The following is a 19,376-nucleotide window of genomic DNA, read 5'->3' on the forward strand; positions in this document are numbered from 1 at the left end:
CCCGTGAGCCACTACCGTTTATCCATGGGCCGATGGAGGGACGGAACGGGCGAGTTGAGCGTGCTCGACGGCGCCGGGGCGGGGGTTCCGCTGGAGATCGCGGCGTCCTACCGGGCCCGTACGCGGGGCCTGCTCGGCCGGGACGGCATCGAGGGCGCGCTGCTCCTCACCCCGGCGAGCAGCGTGCACACCTTCCGGATGCGCTTCGCGATCGACGTGGCCCATCTGGACCGCCATCTGCGTGTGATCGCGGTACGCACGATGAAGCCGGGCCGCCTCGGCGCGATCCGGCCGCGCGCCCGGTACGTACTGGAGGCGGAGGCCGGCGCGATGGCGGCGTGGGGCCTGCGGCCGGGCGCGCGGGTGGTCATCGCGACCGGGCAGGATCTCAGGACTTGAGCTTGGCCGCCTGCGCAACGGCGAGCCGGTCGGGAATCTGCGGCGTGTCGCCCCCGCTGACATCAACCGCGTAATAGGTGACAACAGTGGTCCCACTCCGCACCACCTGAAAAACCATGGGCACGGGGTCACCCTGCGCGACCCCGATCAACTCGTACGCGACGGCCTCGTCCCCCGCCTCGGGCGCGGGCAGCTCCTTGACCTCGGTGAAAACGGAGGGCTCCAGGTCGCCGCCCTTGGTCTGGAAGCCGTCGGAACAGGCATCGATGGCGGTACGCAGCCGAGCGAGCACGTCGGAGGCTCCGGTCGGATGCGAACCGAGCACCTCGGTGACAACAGTCTGGTCGGCCTGCCCGTCCTCGGCGGTTTCGACGAGGCGCCGGTAGACGGTCGCGGAGGGGGCGGGCTCGGGGGTGCCGTTGATGACGGACACGAAGGGCATGCACTCGGCCTTGGCCGTACGGGAACTGCCGGTCGGGGTGCCGCCCTCCAGGGACTCGGCCGCGAAGCCCTCGACGTCCCCGGTCGCGAGCGCGGCCGCGGCGAGCTGATCACTGGTGAGCACGTCGGCGGCCTTGACCTGCGGGGCGCTGCCGCTCGGGCTGGGAACAGCGGGGGTGCCGCCGGCGCCAGACGCGCCCGGGGCATCGCTGTTGGCGGGGGTGGCGCTGTTGGTCGGGGCGCCTCTGTTGGCCTGGGTGCTCGCGCTCGCGCCGGACGCGGCCGACGTCTCCCGGACCGAGCCCTCCGCACCCTTGCCACTCGTACCGGTGGGCCCGCATGCCGCCGCGGCCGCGAGGGCGAAGAGACACACCCCAGCCGTCGCCGCACGGCGCCGTACCAGCGTTGGCTTCATACCCAGCACGGTAACAACGACTCCTGTGGATTGCCCGGGTCGCGGACGCGGGGATTCCGCCGGTCATGCCGCCATGCCGCCGCGCGGTAGCCGGGCCCGCCCTCACCGGGGCGGGTACCCGGTGTCGGGCGGGGCGATGCCGTACGGGCCGAAGCCCCAACACCTTGGACCCGTACGGGAGTTGATGGACTCAGCGCCTGGTCGTGTGCGCCCCGCCGCGGCTCGGGGCCACCGGGTGCGGGGGGACCGCCGGCACCCGTGCCGTTGCCGTGGCGCCCGGCGCGAAGAGGCCGCTGTAGACATCGGTCGAGTTCAGCGGCTGGTTGTCGTTGGCCTCGACGAGGATGGGTTGTACCGCGCCCGCGAAGCCCGCCCCGCCGCCGGGCGTCACGGGCTACCGCGAGGCGGGGGTGGACATGCCGGAGATCCACTGGGACGAGCCCCTGTGCGGCGAGGGAGCCGACTGCTTCCGCCTCGGCGTCGACGGTGACGGCAACGCGTACATCGCGGTCGTCGGCCAGGAGGTCCGGCACCTCACCGACAGCCGCGAGGCGCTACGGAGCTTCATCCGCAACATCAAGGCGGGCAAGGCGGACCGCCTGCTGTGAGCCGGACGCTCACACGCGCAGCTCGTCACTCTGTGTTACATCAGGCAGGGTGAAGGTGATCCATCCGGGAGTCAGTGCCGCCGCTCAGCGCTACGGTTGAGGCTGGACCACACCCCGTAGTCGTATGGAGGACCGCGGTGAGCATCATGATCGACCGCCCGACAGCCATAGACACAGACGCGAATTCAGCCCAGACCATCGCCTTCGAAGAGTTGCTGCGGGCTGTCGAGGAACTGAACACGCCAGACGGCTACAAGGCCGAGCTCATCCGGGGGAAGATCGTCGTGTCGCCGTGGTCCAAGCTCCGCTACAAGATGCCCATGAAGCGGCTCCGCCAGCAGCTTGAGCCCCACGCCCCCGAAGGGCACGACGTAGACGTCGCCCCGTTCCTCTTCACCTTCCCCTCTGCGGCGCGCGGCTACGGACCGGATCTGCACGTCGCGGACGAGGCTGCTTTCGAAGCCGAGGGACGGCATGCCGACGGAGGCGCACTCTCGCTGGTAGCCGAGTTCACGTCACTGTCCACCCGGGACGCGGACTGGGAGGAAAAGGTCGCCGTTTACGGTCAGCTGGTTCCGGTCTACCTGGTGCTCGACATGCAGGCCGCCGAGATCACCTGCTTCTGGGATCCCTCCCCCAACGGGTACCGCTCACGGACAACCGTTCCGGTCGGCCGCCCGCTGCACATCCCGGCACCCTTCGACTTCGATCTGGACACGGCCGAGCTGGCGGCCACCCCGGATAAGACTGAGCCTTCCTGAGACTTGACCAGCGCTGCACCACAGGTTGGGTTACAGATCGCAGCCGCGACAGCATCCGCGCTTTCAAGTTGCTTTCCAGGGCGCCGACTTGGGGTCGCCCACATCGGCCAGGCGAACCAGCGCGAGTGGCGCCCCCGCTCCTGGACAAGCCAAGGATCGGCCTGAATCGCATTGCATGTGCAACGACCCCCTTGATAGTCATGGACACCGGTGTGTGTCAGTGGTGCGTGTGAGGATGCATACCGACTACGGGGCTACAGGGTTGCGGGGGCTGGTTGATGACGGGGTGGGACATAACGCCGAGCGGGGTGGCGTCCATACTGTCGCTCGTTGGGCTTGCGGCGGATGACCTGAGCAAGGACATCAAGGGCTACGGCGACAGCATGGTGGACGCCGGGCGCTTCGTGGGCACGATCAGCGGTCCGTACTGCGGTGAGGCGCCGCCGGGGCCGGTGGGAGTCGCGATGGCAGATTTTGCCTCCGACACGCAGAGCAGCATCCGGTTCATGGCGGCCCGTACGAAGAAGACGATGGACGGCACGGTCAAGGCCACGACCGAGTACATCGGCGGCGATGTGGAGATGGCGGCCCAGGCGCAGCGCGAGGCGGCCAAGGCACCCACTCCGGAAGAACTGGCCGCGGTGGGCAAGGAGCCCGGCGGCAAGGGCGGGAAGCAGGCGGGATGATCGAGCCGGGTGGGATCCCGCAGTACACCGGCGACTTCGACAAGCTGGCGACGGCGGTCTCGCAGTTGCGCACGTATGCGACAGGCATCCGTAACAACGGGCAGGACGTGCACTCGCGTTTCCAGGCGACGGCCGGCTACTACAAGGCCCCGGAAGCCGAGCAGCTGTTCTCCTCGACGCGGCCGGTGATGGACACCGCCGACACGTTCGCCACGCACATCGAGTCCCTCGCCGACGCGCTGGACATCTTCGCCGCCGAGGCCAAGCCGCACGCGGACCGGCTCAAGCAGCTGAAGCTGGACGCGTTCGCTTTCGTCCACGAGGTCCAGGGGGATGACGGCTGGACGAAAGACCAGAAGAAGGTCGACCGCGACAAGGCCCTGTGGGACGGCGTGAACGAGGCGCGGGTGGCGTTCCAGGATGCGGAGCGCCGTGCCGCGAACAAGATCGAGGCGATCGCCCCCGCGATATGCCGGCCCACGTGGATCGTGGACGACGGCACGCACGCGAAGGGCATGTACGGCGAGAGCGCCGCCATGCTCAAGGACATCGGGACCCTGCCCTGGGGCAACCCGGACGAGCGGACGTACGAGCGCTGGAGCCTGGACTGGTGGGCGCATGGCACCAAGAGCTGGGCCTGGGACGGTCTGGCCAAGGACAGCATCTGGGGCGGGATCGACGGCATCGGCACGCTGCTCGGGTATCACGGCCAATCCGCTCGCGACCAGGCCTGGGACGGGCTGCGCCGTACGTTCGTCGGCGGTTACGCGTACGGCATGGATCTGATCGGTGAGGGCGAGCACGTCTCCAAATGGCAGCGTGACAGCGAGGCGTATGCGAAGGAGTTCGGCAAGCAGTTCGTCGCCTACGACATGTGGAAGAAGGATCCTGCCCGCGCGCACGCGGTGGTGTTCTTCAACCTGATCACCCTGGGGTCCGGTCCGCTCGCGGGCGTATCGAAGCTGGGCAAGGGCGGTTCCATCGCAAAGGCGGCAGGCACTCTGTCGAAGATCGGCGACGTGCTCGACCCGATCTCCGGCAGCCTCAAGGCGGTCAAGGCCCTGTCCGACCTGCCCAAGGTCTCCCAGGTGCTGGCCAACGTGACCGACCACTTCCAGATACCGAAGTCGAAGTTCCCCGACGGCATCTTGGACCTGGACCACCGATACCGAGTGGGCAAGGACGGCAAGCTCATCCCGATCAACGCGGACGGCACGCCCAACCTGGCACCGGCACCGCGCGGGCACGAGGGAGACCTCGCGACGGGGGCGGGGCGTGGTGAGCGGGAACTCGCGGGGGTGGGTGCGGGAGGCCATGCGCATGGGGTAGCTGGCCGTGCGGGCGAGGGGCTGCCGCCACGGGGTAGCCACGAAACGCATGGGGGGAGTGGCAAGGACACCGGTCCCGCGGCGAACGGCCACGGCGGGCGAGAGAGCGACCACCCGACTGGGTATACCGAGCATGGGGAAGGTTCCGCGAGTCATCACGGTCCGGACCATGGTGGCAGCGGGGGCGCGGCCGACGATGGCCCGCACACACCGCACGGTCCCGGCGATGGCGGGACCGGGGGCGGCGACACCTCTGGTGGACATGGTGCGGCTTCGCCCGGGGGCGAAGGGCAGCCGATGGTCCGTGGAGGAGAGACGGAGCAACGGCTGCGGGATGCCGTCAAGGGCATCCCCGGAAAAGTGCGGCCGAATCCCAAGCTTCTTGAGAAGGTGATCGACCGGCTCACCACGGAAGCTGATGGACAGAGGGTCGCCGACATCATCGCTTCGGGCCAGTTCAATCAGAGCGACGAATTCGCCACGGTAGTGAAATCGCTCGGGGCAGGCAGGAAGCAGATGTTCCAGCCGGGCGCTGATCAACTCATCTTCGCCGACGACTTGGCGAAAAGCGGTGTGCCCGCGCATTCCATAGACTTCGAGCTCAAGCACCCGCCCGGTGCCGATGTGGACGTCCGTATCGCGGACGAGTCCGGCAAGGTTTACGCCTATCAGATGAAGCACCTCAACGACCCTGCTGACCAGGTTGGTGAGATCACCCGGCCGAAGTACCTGAACCAGTTGGCGATCGCCGAAGCGGACTACCGTGTGCTGCTTGTGGACGGCGGCCGGGGAACGCGCGCCGAATGGATGGCCAACGGTTCCTATGATGAACTCATGGCTGTCCGTCGTGACGTAGACCACCCGGAGAACCTAAAAATCACGTTCGTCATACGCCTCAAGGACGGAAACCTCGTCGTCCCGCCCGGAAGCAAACTCGACCCCAAGGACATACTGTGATCAACTCGTCAATGCCTGTGGGCGATTGGACTTGGGAGGTCGCGCCAGCCTCCGGCGGGGTCCGGCCTGCCGCCCGGGCTGCGGAAGTCGCCCTCGAAATCTGGAACATTCTGGCCGAGCGGGATTTGGCGACCCCGGTCGGCAAGGTGGGTGTCTCCGTTCGATCCGCGGGCGACGTGCGGGACGTACTGATCGACGCCGCCGGTATGAACCTGGAGCCGGAGCCACTGGCCCCCGGAACCGCATTCGCGAGGGCCATGGACCAGGCGGAGTCGGTCGAGGAGGACTGCGTCGTCACCATCAGAGTCGAGTGCCCCGGATACTGGCTGGAGCGGGACGGCAAGTACCGAGCAGAGAAGCTGTTCACCATCCAGGTGACCCTCTGGGCACGACGCTCTCTGATGGTGACACTCGAGACCTATTCCGACGCGTGGTTGACCATCGACACCCGGGACCGGGAACAGCCCGAGGTACACGCTCTGAACGCGCCCCGTCTTGCTGGGGCCCTGGAGAGCATCTCGGCTCTGCTGGGCAGCGCGCCCGACCCCGGCGACGAGAACTACTTCGCGAAGCCGACCCAGGACGGATTCGAGGACGTCAGGATCGAAGGGCCTGCCTACGACGATGCCTGGGGGACGTTTGAAGTCCCGGACCAGTACCGGCGGTTGCGCTCTATGCTCCCGAAGTCCGAGGACGAGTACGAGTGCACCACGGATCACCCGGTGCGCTACCTCACCGTCGAGCACGCCGGAGACGTGGTGGGATACCTCTGGGCTTCCGTCGCGGATGATGCGGCCGGTTTCGCGCCGCGAGTCGCCGTCGGTGACATCGCCTTCCAAGCGGGGGCCGGATGGCTGTTGGCCCTGAGGGAAGCCCACAGCCAAGGCCTGGCCCCGCTCGCCGCAATGGACTGGCTGGCCCGGCGACCGCCGCGGCCGGAGATCGGCCTCATCACCGGGGCTGCCCGGGAGCTCGCGTCTCTGGACGCGCTGGAAGAGCTGTCGGGCCGGTACTGAGGCTCGCGTGTCTGGCCCTTCCAAGTCAGGAAACGCTATGTCTACATTGCCCCGCGCGCCGAAGGAGTGCGGTTCTTGGTACTGGGACCTCGGAGAGACTGTTCCGTCCGGCTTGGAATCCGCCCTCACTGTTGCGGCGGGCGTCACCAATGTTCTCAAGCGGTTCGACCTAATGGATCCAGTGAAGCTGGAGTACGCCTGGTACGTGCTCGATGCGGGGCCTTCAGGCGTACGGAGCATGCTCTTCACACACCGACCTCTAGATGATCCAGACCTTCCTGGGAAGGTGCTTGGAAGCAGACCCGTCGCATTTCCCGATGCAGAAGTCGGTGATCTCCATATCGGTGGGGCAGGAACGTGGTTCGACGCTCCGGGGAAGGGCCGTAGGGAGTGGCTCATCGAGCTATCGGTTTCGCCGAATCTCTTCGGTGTGGCGGTGAACCTCGCAGTGCATCACGACATCTGGAGCCCGCTCGATTTCTCAGGGCGCCCGCAGCCAGAGGTGTTTTCGCAGAACGCACCGCGCCTCGCGGATGCGCTGCGCGAAATCACCGTTCTCCTCGGCGTTTCACCTGAGGTAGGGGAGCCCACTTACTTCGGCCACGCCGTCGAGTTCGGCATCTTCACCTCCGAGGCGCAGGAGGACGGCCTCGGTATCGATCTGACAGATCGCCTCTGATCAAGGCATCTGGCTCTCTGCCCCGTACTTCAGAAAGCAGTACATGACCCACGACGTCATCGCCCTCACCCCGGCCATGCCGGACACCAAGACGCTGCTCGCCGCGCTGCACGCGGGCGGTCCGGACCTGAGGGTGAACGGGGCGGCCAACGGCGCGGTCGCGCAACTGTGCCGTGCCCGCGGACAGCCCATCGTCTCCATCGAAGCGCCCCGATTCATCCAAGTCCCCGGCGAGGCCGCCCGGTTGCTCGGTCAGATGGCTGGCCTGGATGCCACCGCTCCGGTGTGGTGGACCGAGGTGCGTGGTACGAGCGCGGTCACGGAGGCTCGGCGGCTGGCAGGCTCGGTGGCAGGGCGGCTGGTCGCGGTGCTCGGCGGCACCACTTGGCCTCGCGAGGCCGCCCACACCGACGTCGTCGCCGTTCCCGACACCGGTCAAGCAGCCGAAGCAGTACTCGGGCCGACGGGCATCGACGTACTTACCGACAAGGCTGCCATCGTCATCCACGACCGCCCCATCGCCGCCGCCACCCCGTGGCTGGCCGACGTCATCCGCTTCACCACCGGCACCGGCCGCGAACTCCACCTCATCACCCCGCCGAGCACCCGACTCACCTTCCCTCTGCGTACCCTCCTAGACCACATGCCCGGCCGCTGGGTCGTGCAGGACCCCGAACGTGGCTACTACGACGGCCTCACCGGATCCGAACTCATCTGGAGCGACCGGCACTTCACCCCCGTCGCCGAACTCGATGGACGACCGCGCATCGCCTTGCCCTTCAAGCGCCCCCGAGTGGGCGGCGAGAGCGAACGGCAGCTGGTGCTGTCGCTGCGCACCATCCACCCCGCCACCGACCACCTCGTCCTCGGCGGGGCCCTGGAGTGCGCCTGGCAGATGCTCACCGGCGCCGCACCCGCTGGCTGGTCCACGGCCGAGCCCGTCAACTTGCCCTGGTCACGAGGCCAGTTGACGGATCTAGCCCGCGACAGGGCCCGGAGTTCCAGCCCCACCTGGCTCGTCGCGGTCGGCGCTCCCGAATGCCCGGCCATCGCCACCACCCGCATCGCTCACACCCACGCCGGCATCGAGGAACACATCACCCTGGCAGTCGGCCACGCCGCTGGCCAACGCCCGCCCCTGGAGGCGCTGCCGAAGCTGGCGGAGACCCTCGCGGACCGGCACGACCTCGCCACGATGGTCACCGAACTGCGTCCGGCCCGGGCCGACCTCACAGCTCCGGCGCACCATGAGCCGCCGTCCATCCCACTCTCGTTCACCCTCGGCCCCGACGCGGTGGCGGAGCTCGGCCTCGTGCGTACCCGCCGCGCTCTCGCCGAACTGGCCCCCGCGCAACTCGGCCCAACCGCCCGCCCAGCCCTGCACTTCACCTTCGGCGACGGCACCAATACCTCAGCCTGGCAGCGATTGCACCAGGTCACGGCCTACTTGGGCACTGGCCGCAGGTCGGCCTGAGCGGGAGCGCCGCGGCGGCGCATCCTGCATGCCGGGAAGGCGCGAGCAGCGTGAGCTTCACGGGCGCCCTTATCCGAGCCGGCCACAGCACTCGCCGCGCCCGGCATCAGCCGAGTGCAGCCCCCGGATCGGCCGCCTCAGCGCCGGACCGGTTGCGCCCTGCTCCGATCAGCCTCAGTTCACGAGGCACGGAAGCACCGCCCAACTCCGGGTGCCGCCGCCCGGTTCGCGGGATTCGCCGAATCCCCAATCGCCGCCGCAATCCCGTACAACCGCGGCGAGCAGCCGTAGCCCGCCCCGGCGTCGGGCGTCACAGGCAGTGGCGAGCCGGGGATGGGCGTGCCGGGCATGGGCGTCGTACACGATCAGGCGCAGTGCGCTGTCGCGATGCCGGAGGGAGAGGTAGAGGTCCTGGGAGGGGTTCAAGTACGCGGCCACGGCGACCAGTTCGGACGCCGCGAGCACCACTTCGGGCGCGAACGGATCGAGCGCGTGAGCGTGCAGGGCCGAGCGGACCGCGCTGCGCGCGATGCCCGCGCAGTGCGGTTCACCGGGCAGGGTGAGGCTGAGTGACAGCCCCTCCGGGGGTGGTGGGCAGACGATCGGTGCCGGGTGGGCGGCCGGGCAGGCCGCAGTGGTGCGGGTGGTGAGCATCTCTGGCTCCCGTGTGCTGGTGGGGGGCAGCGAGCAGTGGCTTGTCTCCCTGGCACGGGCCCACCCCTCCCAGGGGAGGAGCACGCGGGCAGGCTCGCGCGATGCACTTCCAACTCGCTTGCGTAGTTGGTTCGTTACCAACTGTAGGGCCAACTTCGGCACACGTGCCACCACTTCAGTGGCAATTGCCCCCACCAGTGGACCGACACACGCGGACGACGGCAGACTGACCCGCATGCCGACGCGCCCCGCCCCTACCGAACGCCAGAAGCGACTCGGCGCCGAGTTGCGCAAGATGCGGACCGCGGCCGGCGCCACCACCGAGTACGCGGCCGGGCTGCTCGGTCTCGACCGGACCAAGGTTTCCAACATGGAGTCGGGAATCCGGCCCATCACCCCCGAACGTGTACGCATGCTCGCGAGCAACTACGAGTGCGCAGACGTCGGCTACGCAGAGGCGCTGGCCAAAATCGCGGCACAACGGGAGCGCGGCTGGTGGGAGCGATATCGCGGCACGCTGCCCTCGGGTCTCCTCGACATCGCCGAGCTGGAGTGGCACGCCGTACGCCTCCGTACGGCACAGACCGTCCACCTCCCAGGCCTCCTGCACACCGAGGAGTACGCACGGGCCGTGTTCGGCGCGGTGATCCCGCCCCTGCCCCGCCTCGAAGTGGAGCTGCGAGTCACCCATCGCATCGAGCGTCAGCGGGTCTTCGAGAAGGATCCTCCGCTCGACTACGTCGGATACATCCACGAGGCGGCGCTGCGCATGCAGTTCGGGGGCCGCAAGGTGACCCGCGAACAGCTCCACCATCTCTGCGCCGCGTCCGAGCACGACCACGTCGAGCTGCGGGTCATCCCAGTGGAACGCGGCGCCTTCCCCGGCGCCGGGCACGCCCTGCTGTACGCCGAGGGCGTGGTCCCTCAGCTCGACACCGTCCAACTGGATTCGGCACACGGGCCGGAATTCATGCACGCCGAGGCGCAGTTGACCAAGTACCGGGCCCACTTGGACTGGATGGAGGCGGCAGCGCTGCCCGCGACGGAATCCGTCGACTTCATCCAGCGCGTGGCGAGCCAGCTTTAGGAGGGGACGACATGAACCGCATCGAGTGGGAAGAGCCGTACTGCGGCGAGGGCAACAACTGCTTCCGCCTCGGCGTCGACGATGACGGCAACGCGTACATCGCCATCGCCGGACAGGAGGACCGCTACCTCACCGACACCCGCGACGCCCTGCGCAACCTCATCCGCGACATCAAGGCCGGCAAGGCGGACCATCTGCTCTGAGCGGGACGCGGGAAAGGCCCCGGTCGCCAACCACCTGCGAGGGGAGCTTCGTCACCCCTCGGTCTTCTTCGGTTTGTACAGTTTGAGACCTTTATTCACGAACAAGTGCACATAGCCGCAATTCCAGCAGATCAGCCCGTTCGCCGACTCGTTCGCCCAGCCGAAGTTCATGAACTCCATGCCTGAGCTGTTGAGTTTCACCTCACGTTCTCGAAACTCATCGCCCTGACAGAACAGGCACTTGATCCACACATTTCCGATAGCCGCGCGTACCGGCTTGGCCACGCCATCACCTCTCCCAAGAACAATTCGGAGTGGCGTCACCGTCCCGCACACACCCCGCGCAGCGGCCAGGATAACCATGCACTGGGCCCGGCCCATTTTCCCTAGCCGCTACTACGAGTGAAACTGACCTCCACCCGACGATTCTTCTTGCGGCCGTCCTCCGTCGAGTTGTCCGAGATCGGGTAGTCCTCGGCGTAACCCCGGATCTCGAAGGTCACGTCGGGGCCGAGCGACAGGGAGAGGGCCTTCTGGACGGCGTCCGCGCGCTGCTTGGAGAGGACCACTCCGTGCTCGTGCGTGCCGAGGTTGTCCGTGAAGCCGAAGACCCTGACGCTGGTCGCCTTCTGCTTCTTGACCTCGGCGGCGATGCCCTGGATACGGTCGTTGGCTTCGGACGACAGGGCCGCGCTGTCCATCGCGAACAGGACCTCGGCCTGGAGGGCGAAGGTCACGGAGGTGTTGGTGTCCGAGCGCCGCTCCTCGCCGCCCTGGTCCTCGACGATCGACTTGATGTCGAGCACCTTCGGCGCCGCGAGCGTGCCGCCCTCGGGGAGCTTCAGGTTCGGCGAGGTCCCGTCGACCTTCATCGACGGGTCGGACGTCGCCTCGGTGCCGGGCAGTGGGGGGCTGCTCGGGGTGCCGTCGGCGTACGCGGTGGTGGCGCCGGCGGTCAGGACTAGCGCGGCGGCGATCGCTACGGCCGCGTGCCGGGTTCTGGTCATGGCGTGATCACCACCTCAGCCGGAGACGGGGACGGTCATGGTGGGGAACGTTGGTAGTTGGAATTCGACGTCTTTCGTGCCGTTCGGGGGGGCGGGGAACTGGGCGAAGACCGGCACGGTCTGGCCCGCCTTGATGCTGGAAATCCCCATCGTGCAGAGGCATTTCCCACCTGTATCGCGCAGAACGTAGTACCGCTTCTTCCCCCCCTTGTCGACCAGCGTCGCACCGGCAACCGAGTCACCGCTCGCGAGCACATCCCGCTCCGTGCCCGCCCACGGCGAAGTGGCGACGAAGTCGTCGGCGCCGGTGTTCTTCACCTGTCCCGCGACGGTGAGGAATCCACCCGAGTCGCGCTTCACGCTGTTGATGGTGAGGACCACGCCGCCCTCACCCGTGGCCTCCGCGAGTTTGACCGTGGGGTCCGGTGAAGCAGCCGACGTGTCCGTCTGCTGGCCCTTGCCGGAAGACGAGGACTTCGACTGCGATGAGCTGCCCGCGTTCGTCTTGCCGTCCTTGCCCCCGTCGCCGCATCCGGCGACGGCGAACGCCATGGCGACCACCATCGCCGCCGCCACAGCCCCGTTCCGGGGCCTCAACGTATGCCGAACACTCATCGGTGCCATTCCTCTGCTCGTCGCTTGCTGTCAGTCGACCAGTTTCACGCTGAAGATCTTCTCCAAATCGGGCAACGGCTCGACGGGCATGTCCTTGCCGTCGCACGTGATCGTGACGGGAGGCGGCGTAGGAGTCGGCGTAGGAGCAGAAGTCGAGGTCGGTGTCGGCGACGGGCTGCTGCCGCCGTCGCCGCCGGACGGAAGCGTGCACCGCAGCTCGATCATCGCCGTGGCACTCGCGGTTCCGTGCTCGTCCTCGGTGCCTGGGATCACCGATGTCCCCACCGTGTACTGCGTTTTGACATCCGCGGTGAACTTGAACCGGCCGACACCACCGGCGCGCGAGTCGAACCCCGTCAGATCGGCGTGGTTCTTCGACGCGAAGGTCGCGGCCTCGTTGTGCGCATCAGCGATGACAATGCCGTTGAAGATGTCGTCGAGACCGCCGGGTGTCGTGAGCGCCGTAAGCACCTTCGGGCCCAATTCCTCGCGCACTCGCTGTGCCGCTGCGAGAGCCGCCGAATCGGCCGCACCCTGGGCCCCATTGCGCGTCGCTGACGCCTGGCCGACCGCAAAGAACGCGAACGCAAGAAAGAGCAGGCCCGCCACCATCACCACATAGATGGGGAAAGCCTGCCCTCGGTCTCCGCGCAACCGTGAAGTCAGCCGCCGGCCTTGATCTTGTTGATCTGCTCCTTGATCTTGGTGGTGATCTCGCTCCCGATCCCGGTCGCCATAATCCCGCCGATGATCGCCACCACCACCAAAATGATCCCCAGATACTCGAACGAAGTCTGCCCCCGGTCCCCGTACCGGCCCCGCCCGGAGCCCGCCCCCGCGTACCGGCGTCGGATCCGGGTGATCGCCGTGTCCCTCCAGCCGCTCACCCGCACCTGCGCAGCGACGGCGGTCTTCAGCAGCGTGTCCTGCGGCATCTCGCGGCTCTCCTCCGGTTGCGGCGTCACGTCGTACGTCATCGGGAACGTAAGGCGGGGTTCCGGAGGCCGCCGAGGGTCCTGGGGCCCAAATCCGGGCCCAAGTGCGGGGCTTACCCACCGGACACCCCCAGCCAGCGGGCGATCGCCTCGCTGCGGGTTGTGGCGTGCAGCTTGGCGAAGATGCGGTTGATGTGGTTCTTGACCGTCTTCTCGCTGATGAAGCACGTGGCCGCGATTTGCTGGTTGCTCATGCCCGCCGCGATCAACTCCATCACCTCGGCCTCCCGCGAACTCAGCCTGAAATCTTCCCTGTTGCGCATGGACACTGCTCGCTGTGCAGTTGAAGACTGTGCCACAACCGGTTGCAGTTGCGAAAGAGGTGGCGTGGAAATGGCAGGCTGAGGGTCCGGTTGTGCGCGTACGTGGGCGAGGAGTGCGTTCGCCGCCGTGGCGGTGAAGGCGGCCCTGCCCTCCCTCATCCCCCGCACCGCCGAAGTCAGTTCGTCCGCCGTGAACTCGCCGTGGACCAGGTAGCCACCCGCTCCGAGCCTCAGCGCCTCCCGCACGATCTCGCTCTCGCGGCTGTACGTCAGCATCATCACCGGGGCCAAGCCCACCAGATACGGCAACACCGCTATGCCGTCCACGCCCGGCATGCGGACGTCCAGCAGGATCACGTCCGGGCGGTGGCGCACCGCCGCTTCGTACGCCTCTCGGCCGTCGGCGGCCTCCGCCGCCACCTCGATGTCGTGGCGGCCGTGCAGCAGCGCGGTCAGGCCCGCCCGTACCACCGGATTGTCGTCCGCGATGACGACCGTCAGCGGCCGCAATGGCTGCCGTGGACATGCCGGGGCGCGCACGTCATGCACGTCACTTACGTCATGCACTCCGCCCCCGTAGGTGATTCCGTTCGGCATGGCGCCCCCTCTCAAGGAGTTCCCGACGTCTCTTTTCCGGACAACCCGCCTACGTGCAGCGGGAGTTCCACGCGTACCTCCGTGCCCGACCGTGCCGTTCCCCTGCCCACCCTGATCCGCGCCCCGATCGCCGCCGCCCGTTCCACCATGCCCACCAGGCCGAAGTGGCCCGTGCGTTTCAGGTCGTCGAGGGTGGTGCCGGGGGGCAGGCCCCGGCCGTTGTCGTGGATGCTGAGGCGGAACAGCGCGCCCTCGACGCCCGCCTCCACCTCGATACGGGCCGGGCCGGCGTGCCGGTGCGCGTTGTCCATCGCCTCGTTCGCGATCGTGACCAGTTGGCGGGCCACCCCCGCCGGGAAGGTCGATGCCGGGTCTTCGCCCAGCACCCTCCACTGCGCTCCCGTGCCCGTTCGCCTCGTGAAGTCCCGTACGGACAAGGACAGTTCACGCAGCACGTCCACCTCCCCCGACGTCCGCTCCCCCGGCGTCCGCCTCAGGTCCGCCAGGAGCTCCCGGGATTCCGCTGCCGCTCTGCGCGCGGCTCTTGCGACCAGTTCGGCCTGGTCGCGGACCGTGACGGGGCCCACGCGGTCCGCCGACGCGGCGAGGCCGTCGGCCGCCAGGGCCAGGCCGTGCAGCGTCTTCGCCACCGAGTCGTGCATGTCGCGGGCCAGGCGGGCCCGCTCCTCCTCCACCGCGTCGTGGACGGCCAGGCGGGCCCGGGTCTCCGTCAGCGCCTGGCTCGCCGCGCCGAAGCGGAACAGGAGGTTGCGGAGCGTCACCCCGACCGCGCCCGCTATCACGCAGAAGCCGGGCAGCAACAGGGCTGACGCGTCGGCCAGTTGATGCTGCGGGACCGTCGCGTACACCACCGTCAGGATCGTCACCTGGAGGCCCGCGAAGACGCCCGCGCCCCGCCATCCGTATACCAGGCCGGCGAGCAGCGGGGTGCAGATCGTGACGTAGCCCAGGGGGGACTCCGGGGTCGCCGTGATCAGAAGCAGTGCGCCGAACACCGCGTCCACCGCAAGCAGCCAGGGGTGGCGCAGGAGCAGCGGGCCGAAGCGTTCCCAGTCGCGGAACAGGACGTACGAGCCCATGAACGTGACCAGGACCGCCGCGCCCACCAGCAGGCCCGGCGCGCCCTTGGCCGCGCCCGCGAGCGCGAAGGGGGCGCCTATCGCGATCATCGCCAGGCGGAAGCCGAACACCTGGCGGCACATCGCCTGGAGCGCGTTGATCTGGAGGGTGAGGGTGGGGGCCGATTCCATCCCCCTTCGGCGGTTCGGCATGCTCAACCCCCTTACCGTGAAGGCCAGTTGGAGGGTCACTTCGGGCCTCCCAGGAAGCCCCCGAAGTCCAGGTTCGCTCCGTACACGAAGCCCACGCTGAGCAGGATCAGCGTGCCCGGCAGCAGGAAGGTCGTCACGGCGAAGGTGGCCTTGGGGACGGCTCGGGCTGCCTTGCGGCGGGCGTTCTGCGCGTCCGTGCGGCGCATGTCGGCGGCGATCGCTATCAGGGTGTCGACGATCGGCGCGCCGAGTTCCTCGCCCTGCTGGAGCGCGGTCACGAACATCGCGACCTGCTCGGAGTCGTTGCGTTTGCGCAGTTCCTCGAAGGCCTGGCGGCGGCTGACGCCCATGTCCATCTGGCGCAGGGTGATGCGCAGTTCGTCCGCCCAGGGCCCTTCGTACTTGTCGGCGACCCGGTCGAGGGCCTGGCGGAAGCCGAGCCCCGCGCTGACGACGACGGCGAGTACGTCGAGGAAGTCGGGCAGGGTGCGTTCGATGTGGTCGCGGCGGACCCGGACCGCCGACCAGATGCCGACCTCCACCCAGAACAGGGCGAAGGCCACCATCGCCAGGGCGATGATCCAGTGCCCTTCGAGCAGCATGATCAGGGCCGCCGCCGCGCCGAGCAACCCGTACACCGCACGGCGGGCCGCGTACCGGTCGACGGTGAGGCCGCCCGGATTGCCCGCGAGGTCGATCTGGCGGCGCTTCCTGCCGACCCGCTCGGGGCCCATCATCCACAGCACGGCGGGCGCCCAGCGCATGCCGAGCCGGTCGACGGCCGAGCCGACGGCGGTGGTCCGCGTGGCGCCGACCTCCAGGGCCACGGAGAGGTCGCTCGGGAGCTTCACCTCAGCCCGGTACATGCGCACGCCGAGGAACATCCCGTACACACTCAGGCCCATCAGGGCCGCGAAGAGCAGTCCCATTTCTCACTCACTCCTCTCTCCAGTCTCTCCAGCCGGCTATGTGGGCTCACGCGTCCCAGTCTCTTCAGCCGGCTGCGCGGGCTCATCCGTCGATGCGCGGGTACCGCGTACCAGTGCTGCCGGGTCATACGTCGATGCGGGACAGTCGGCGGACCACGAAGAATCCGAGGGCGTACAGGGCGAGCGAGACGATGACGGCCGCCTGGCCGAGCAGCGCGCCCGTCATGCGGTCCAGCGCGCCCGGCATCACCGCGTTCAGCATGAGCAGCGCGGCCATCCCGAAGCCGGGCACGGCGTACGCGGTGACCGTCACCTGGGCCAGCGTCGTACGCACCTCGCGCCGGGTCTCCTTGCGCTCCTCCAGGGTGGTGGTGAGGTTGCGCAGCGAGCTGACGACCGTGCCGCCCGCCCGGTTGGCGAGCACCAACGTCGTCACCAGGACGACGAGTTCGCGCGACGGCAGCCGTTCCGCGAGTTCGCCGAGCGCGTCGTCGAGGGACTCGCCCATGGCGAGCCGGTCGGTGACCCGGCCCAGTTCCTCGCCCGCCGGGGCCTCCATCTCCTCGGCCGCCATGGCGATGGCGGTACGCAGCGCGAGGCCGGCCTGGGCGGCGTTGGCGAGGATGCGGGACAGCTCGGGCAGCTGGTTGATGAACCGCTCGATACGCTTCTGCCGCTGCCAGTTGAGGAACGAGTTGGCGCTCCACAGCCCCGCCAGACCCGCGAGCGGGCCGAAGAACGCGGCGAGCACGGACGCGGCGATCAGCCACAGGGCGGCCACCCCGGCCAGCATGTACACGAAGAACTCGCCGGGGGTGAGGTCGAGGCCGGTGGCGGCCAGCTTCAGTTCGATGCGGCGGCCCAGCGTCGTACCGCGCAGCCTGCGGTCCACGCCCTGGAACGGGCGGTTCCGGCCGGTCGCGCTCTGGGCGCCCGGGTTGCTGAGCCGGTCGATGAGGGCTTCGCGCTGGGCGCGGCCCGCCCCGTAGGAGCGCAGCCCCAGGACCGCCAGCACCCCGGCGAGCAGGGTGACGCCGAGCGTGAGGAAGGAGAGGTTCATCTGCGCGATCCCTGTCGGTTGGGGGGGGCGAACTCGGTTGGCGTGGCGGACTCGGTTGGGGGGGCGGACGGTCAGTTGGTGTGCCGGACGGCGAGCTGTTCGGCGCTTGCGGCGACCCCGTACGCCTGCGGGACGGGCTGGTTGGCGAGGTAGAGGCGGTCGGCGACGCGGCGGGGCAGCGGGAAGTACTGGAAGCGGCCGTGGATGCGGCCGTCGGCGGCCATGGGCTGGGCGTCGAAGCGGCAGACGGTGGTGATGCGGTACGGGTCGCGGCCGTGCGATTCGAGCAGGGCGATCTCGGTGATCTTGCGGGCGCCGTCGGCGTGCCGGGTGAGCTGGACGATGACGTCGACCGCCGAGTTGATCTGGTCGTGCAGCGCCTCGAAGGGGACCTCCACCTCCGACATGGAGGCGAGCGTCTGGAGCCGCATCAGGGCGTCCTCGGCGCTGTTGGCGTGGACGGTGGCGAGCGAGCCGTCGTGGCCGGTGGACATCGCCTGGAGCATGTCGAGCGACTCGCCGCCGCGGACCTCACCGACGACGATCCGGTCGGGGCGCATGCGCAGCGAGTTGCGTACGAGGTCGCGGATGGAGACGTGGCCCTTGCCCTCGACGTTCGGGGGCCGCGACTCCAGGCGGATGACGTGGGCCTGCTGGAGCTGGAGCTCGGCGGAGTCCTCGATGGTGATGATGCGCTCATGCGGCGGGATCAGGCCGGACAGGGCGTTGAGGAGGGTGGTCTTTCCGGTGCCGGTGGCGCCCGACACGATGATGTTGAAGCGGGCCTGTACGAGACCGGCGAGCAGCAGCAGCATGTGCTCGTCGAGCGAGCCGAAGGTGATCATCTCCTGGAGCGTGAACGACCTCGGGAAGCGGCGGATGGTGAGGGTCGCGCCCGTCAGCGAGAGCGGCGGGATGATCACGTTGACGCGCTCGCCTGACGGCAGCCGGGCGTCCACCATCGGGTTCGACTCGTCCACGCGCCGGTTGACCGTCGACACGATCCGCTCGATCGTCTGCATCAGCTGCTCGTGCGAGGCGAACCGGAGCGGGAGTTGCTCCACCCTTCCGCCGCGCTCGACGAAGATCTGGTCGGGGCCGTTGACCATGATCTCGGTGATGGAGGCGTCTTCGAGGAGCGGTTCGAGGATGCCGAGGCCGAGCGCCTCGTCCACGACCCGGCGGATCAGCCCGGCCCGCTCGGACGTGGAGAGCACCGGGCCCTCGCGGCTGATGATGTGCCCGAGCACCCGCTCCAGGCGGGCCCGACGCTCGGCGGCGGCGAGGGACGACATCTCCGCGAGGTCGATCTCCTCCAGGAGCTTGGCCCGGTAGGAGGCGACCAGGTGGCCGTCCTCCCGCCCGGCGCCGGTCTCCTCGGGGACCGCGATGCGTGCCCGCAGACTCATGTGTGTCGTCTCCAGTCGTCTCGGGTCAGTTGTGGGGCCGAAGCTTCGGCATGGTGGAGGTGCGGGTGGCGGTGCCGAAGTCGGAGATGCCGGGGATGACGCTGGGGATCTTGATGGTCACCGTGTACGCCACCCCGTCCCCGCCGGACCCGGCAGGCGTGACGTCGGGCTTGAGCCAGCCGCTGACCGCGGCCGTGCCGGCGGCCACAGGGTCCAGCTTCGGCTCGCCCGCCCTCGGATCGTCCAGACTCGCCGCCCGCGCCGCCGCCCGCGCCCCCGTCCCCGCCTGGTTCACGGCGTACGCGGCGACCCCGAGCTGGATCGCGGCGAGGCCGACGAGCAGCAGGATGGCGACGAACCCGAGGTATTCCAGGGCGACTTGACCCTGATCGTCCGCCCTCCTCCGTAAGAGCCTGTGTCTAAACCCCGTCCGGATCAGGCCGGGGCGTCTGGTGCGTGCGATCGCAAGGCGCCGGAAGGTCCTCGTAGCGGAGCTACTAG

The 19,376-nt window shown here is 68.6% G+C and carries 23 protein-coding genes; 10 read left to right on the forward strand and 13 right to left on the reverse strand.

Annotated features, from left to right (window positions below; translation table 11 throughout):
• Window positions 1-24: 24 nt before the first annotated feature.
• Window positions 25-399: a DUF192 domain-containing protein gene (locus ACWC2B_RS27210; protein ID WP_450721006.1), complete on the forward strand. Its 375-nt coding sequence runs from the start codon at window positions 25-27 to the stop codon at window positions 397-399.
• Here ACWC2B_RS27210 and ACWC2B_RS27215 read toward each other — a convergent pair.
• Window positions 389-1,255 carry a hypothetical protein gene (locus ACWC2B_RS27215; RefSeq protein ID WP_450721008.1) on the reverse strand — a complete coding sequence of 289 codons (867 nt, stop codon included), beginning with the start codon at window positions 1,253-1,255 and terminating at the stop codon, window positions 389-391. The two genes, ACWC2B_RS27210 and ACWC2B_RS27215, sit on opposite strands and share 11 nt — an antisense overlap.
• Window positions 1,256-1,671: 416 nt before the next feature.
• Here ACWC2B_RS27215 and ACWC2B_RS27220 point away from each other — a divergent pair, with 416 nt between their 5' ends.
• The 7 genes from ACWC2B_RS27220 (at window position 1,672) to ACWC2B_RS27250 (ending at window position 8,764) form a co-directional block, all read left to right on the forward strand.
• Window positions 1,672-1,863, forward strand: coding sequence for a hypothetical protein (locus ACWC2B_RS27220; protein WP_450721054.1), 192 nt, complete (start codon window positions 1,672-1,674; stop codon window positions 1,861-1,863).
• A gap of 146 nt (window positions 1,864-2,009) precedes the next feature.
• Window positions 2,010-2,624, forward strand: coding sequence for a Uma2 family endonuclease (locus ACWC2B_RS27225; protein WP_450721010.1), 615 nt, complete (start codon window positions 2,010-2,012; stop codon window positions 2,622-2,624).
• Window positions 2,625-2,902: 278 nt separating this feature from the next.
• Window positions 2,903-3,310, forward strand: a complete 408-nt coding sequence (locus ACWC2B_RS27230) for a DUF6507 family protein (protein WP_450721012.1) — start codon at window positions 2,903-2,905, stop codon at window positions 3,308-3,310.
• The gene (locus ACWC2B_RS27235) at window positions 3,307-5,595 is read left to right on the forward strand and encodes a hypothetical protein (protein WP_450721014.1); all 2,289 of its coding nucleotides are present in this window, start codon (window positions 3,307-3,309) and stop codon (window positions 5,593-5,595) included. The genes ACWC2B_RS27230 and ACWC2B_RS27235 overlap by 4 nt, the downstream gene beginning before the upstream one ends.
• The gene (locus tag ACWC2B_RS27240) at window positions 5,592-6,611 is read left to right on the forward strand and encodes a hypothetical protein (RefSeq protein WP_450721016.1); all 1,020 of its coding nucleotides are present in this window, start codon (window positions 5,592-5,594) and stop codon (window positions 6,609-6,611) included. The genes ACWC2B_RS27235 and ACWC2B_RS27240 overlap by 4 nt, the downstream gene beginning before the upstream one ends.
• Before the next feature lie 37 nt (window positions 6,612-6,648).
• A complete protein-coding gene (locus ACWC2B_RS27245) occupies window positions 6,649-7,290 on the forward strand; it encodes a hypothetical protein (protein WP_450721018.1) in 642 nt (213 codons plus the stop codon).
• A 43-nt stretch (window positions 7,291-7,333) separates the two neighbouring features.
• On the forward strand, window positions 7,334-8,764 hold the full coding sequence (locus ACWC2B_RS27250; RefSeq protein WP_450721020.1) for a DUF6177 family protein: 1,431 nt from the start codon (window positions 7,334-7,336) through the stop codon (window positions 8,762-8,764).
• Window positions 8,765-8,938: 174 nt separating this feature from the next.
• Here ACWC2B_RS27250 and ACWC2B_RS27255 read toward each other — a convergent pair whose 3' ends face one another.
• Window positions 8,939-9,418 carry an ATP-binding protein gene (locus ACWC2B_RS27255; protein WP_450721022.1) on the reverse strand — a complete coding sequence of 160 codons (480 nt, stop codon included), beginning with the start codon at window positions 9,416-9,418 and terminating at the stop codon, window positions 8,939-8,941.
• A 235-nt stretch (window positions 9,419-9,653) separates the two neighbouring features.
• Here ACWC2B_RS27255 and ACWC2B_RS27260 point away from each other — a divergent pair, with 235 nt between their 5' ends.
• Window positions 9,654-10,505: a helix-turn-helix domain-containing protein gene (locus tag ACWC2B_RS27260; RefSeq protein WP_450721024.1), complete on the forward strand. Its 852-nt coding sequence runs from the start codon at window positions 9,654-9,656 to the stop codon at window positions 10,503-10,505.
• Between the two features lie 11 nt (window positions 10,506-10,516).
• On the forward strand, window positions 10,517-10,708 hold the full coding sequence (locus ACWC2B_RS27265) for a hypothetical protein (RefSeq protein ID WP_438291989.1): 192 nt from the start codon (window positions 10,517-10,519) through the stop codon (window positions 10,706-10,708).
• 51 nt (window positions 10,709-10,759) lie between these two features.
• Here ACWC2B_RS27265 and ACWC2B_RS27270 read toward each other — a convergent pair whose 3' ends face one another.
• The 11 genes from ACWC2B_RS27270 to ACWC2B_RS27320 form a co-directional block, all read right to left on the reverse strand.
• A complete protein-coding gene (locus ACWC2B_RS27270; RefSeq protein WP_450721027.1) occupies window positions 10,760-10,993 on the reverse strand; it encodes a hypothetical protein in 234 nt (77 codons plus the stop codon).
• Window positions 10,994-11,094: 101 nt separating this feature from the next.
• Window positions 11,095-11,715, reverse strand: coding sequence for an OmpA family protein (locus ACWC2B_RS27275; RefSeq protein WP_450721029.1), 621 nt, complete (start codon window positions 11,713-11,715; stop codon window positions 11,095-11,097).
• A gap of 15 nt (window positions 11,716-11,730) precedes the next feature.
• Window positions 11,731-12,330 (reverse strand): hypothetical protein, encoded by a 600-nt coding sequence (locus ACWC2B_RS27280; protein ID WP_450721031.1) that lies wholly within the window; start codon window positions 12,328-12,330, stop codon window positions 11,731-11,733.
• 30 nt (window positions 12,331-12,360) lie between these two features.
• Complete coding sequence (locus ACWC2B_RS27285) at window positions 12,361-12,984, reverse strand: pilus assembly protein TadG-related protein (protein WP_450721033.1); 624 nt, start codon at window positions 12,982-12,984, stop codon at window positions 12,361-12,363.
• An 8-nt stretch (window positions 12,985-12,992) separates the two neighbouring features.
• Window positions 12,993-13,307, reverse strand: coding sequence for a hypothetical protein (locus ACWC2B_RS27290; protein WP_450721035.1), 315 nt, complete (start codon window positions 13,305-13,307; stop codon window positions 12,993-12,995).
• A gap of 71 nt (window positions 13,308-13,378) precedes the next feature.
• On the reverse strand, window positions 13,379-14,185 hold the full coding sequence (locus ACWC2B_RS27295) for a response regulator transcription factor (RefSeq protein ID WP_450721037.1): 807 nt from the start codon (window positions 14,183-14,185) through the stop codon (window positions 13,379-13,381).
• A gap of 11 nt (window positions 14,186-14,196) precedes the next feature.
• Window positions 14,197-15,477: a sensor histidine kinase gene (locus tag ACWC2B_RS27300; RefSeq protein WP_450721039.1), complete on the reverse strand. Its 1,281-nt coding sequence runs from the start codon at window positions 15,475-15,477 to the stop codon at window positions 14,197-14,199.
• A gap of 35 nt (window positions 15,478-15,512) precedes the next feature.
• Window positions 15,513-16,406 carry a DUF5936 domain-containing protein gene (locus tag ACWC2B_RS27305; RefSeq protein ID WP_450721041.1) on the reverse strand — a complete coding sequence of 298 codons (894 nt, stop codon included), beginning with the start codon at window positions 16,404-16,406 and terminating at the stop codon, window positions 15,513-15,515.
• Between the two features lie 124 nt (window positions 16,407-16,530).
• Window positions 16,531-17,466, reverse strand: coding sequence for a type II secretion system F family protein (locus ACWC2B_RS27310; RefSeq protein ID WP_450721043.1), 936 nt, complete (start codon window positions 17,464-17,466; stop codon window positions 16,531-16,533).
• 71 nt (window positions 17,467-17,537) lie between these two features.
• Window positions 17,538-18,875: a CpaF family protein gene (locus tag ACWC2B_RS27315; protein ID WP_450721045.1), complete on the reverse strand. Its 1,338-nt coding sequence runs from the start codon at window positions 18,873-18,875 to the stop codon at window positions 17,538-17,540.
• Between the two features lie 25 nt (window positions 18,876-18,900).
• Window positions 18,901-19,376 (reverse strand): hypothetical protein (locus ACWC2B_RS27320; protein ID WP_450721047.1); only part of this gene is annotated, 476 nt, incomplete at its 5' end.

The sequence above is a fragment of the Streptomyces sp. NPDC001415 genome, from assembly GCF_053597395.1.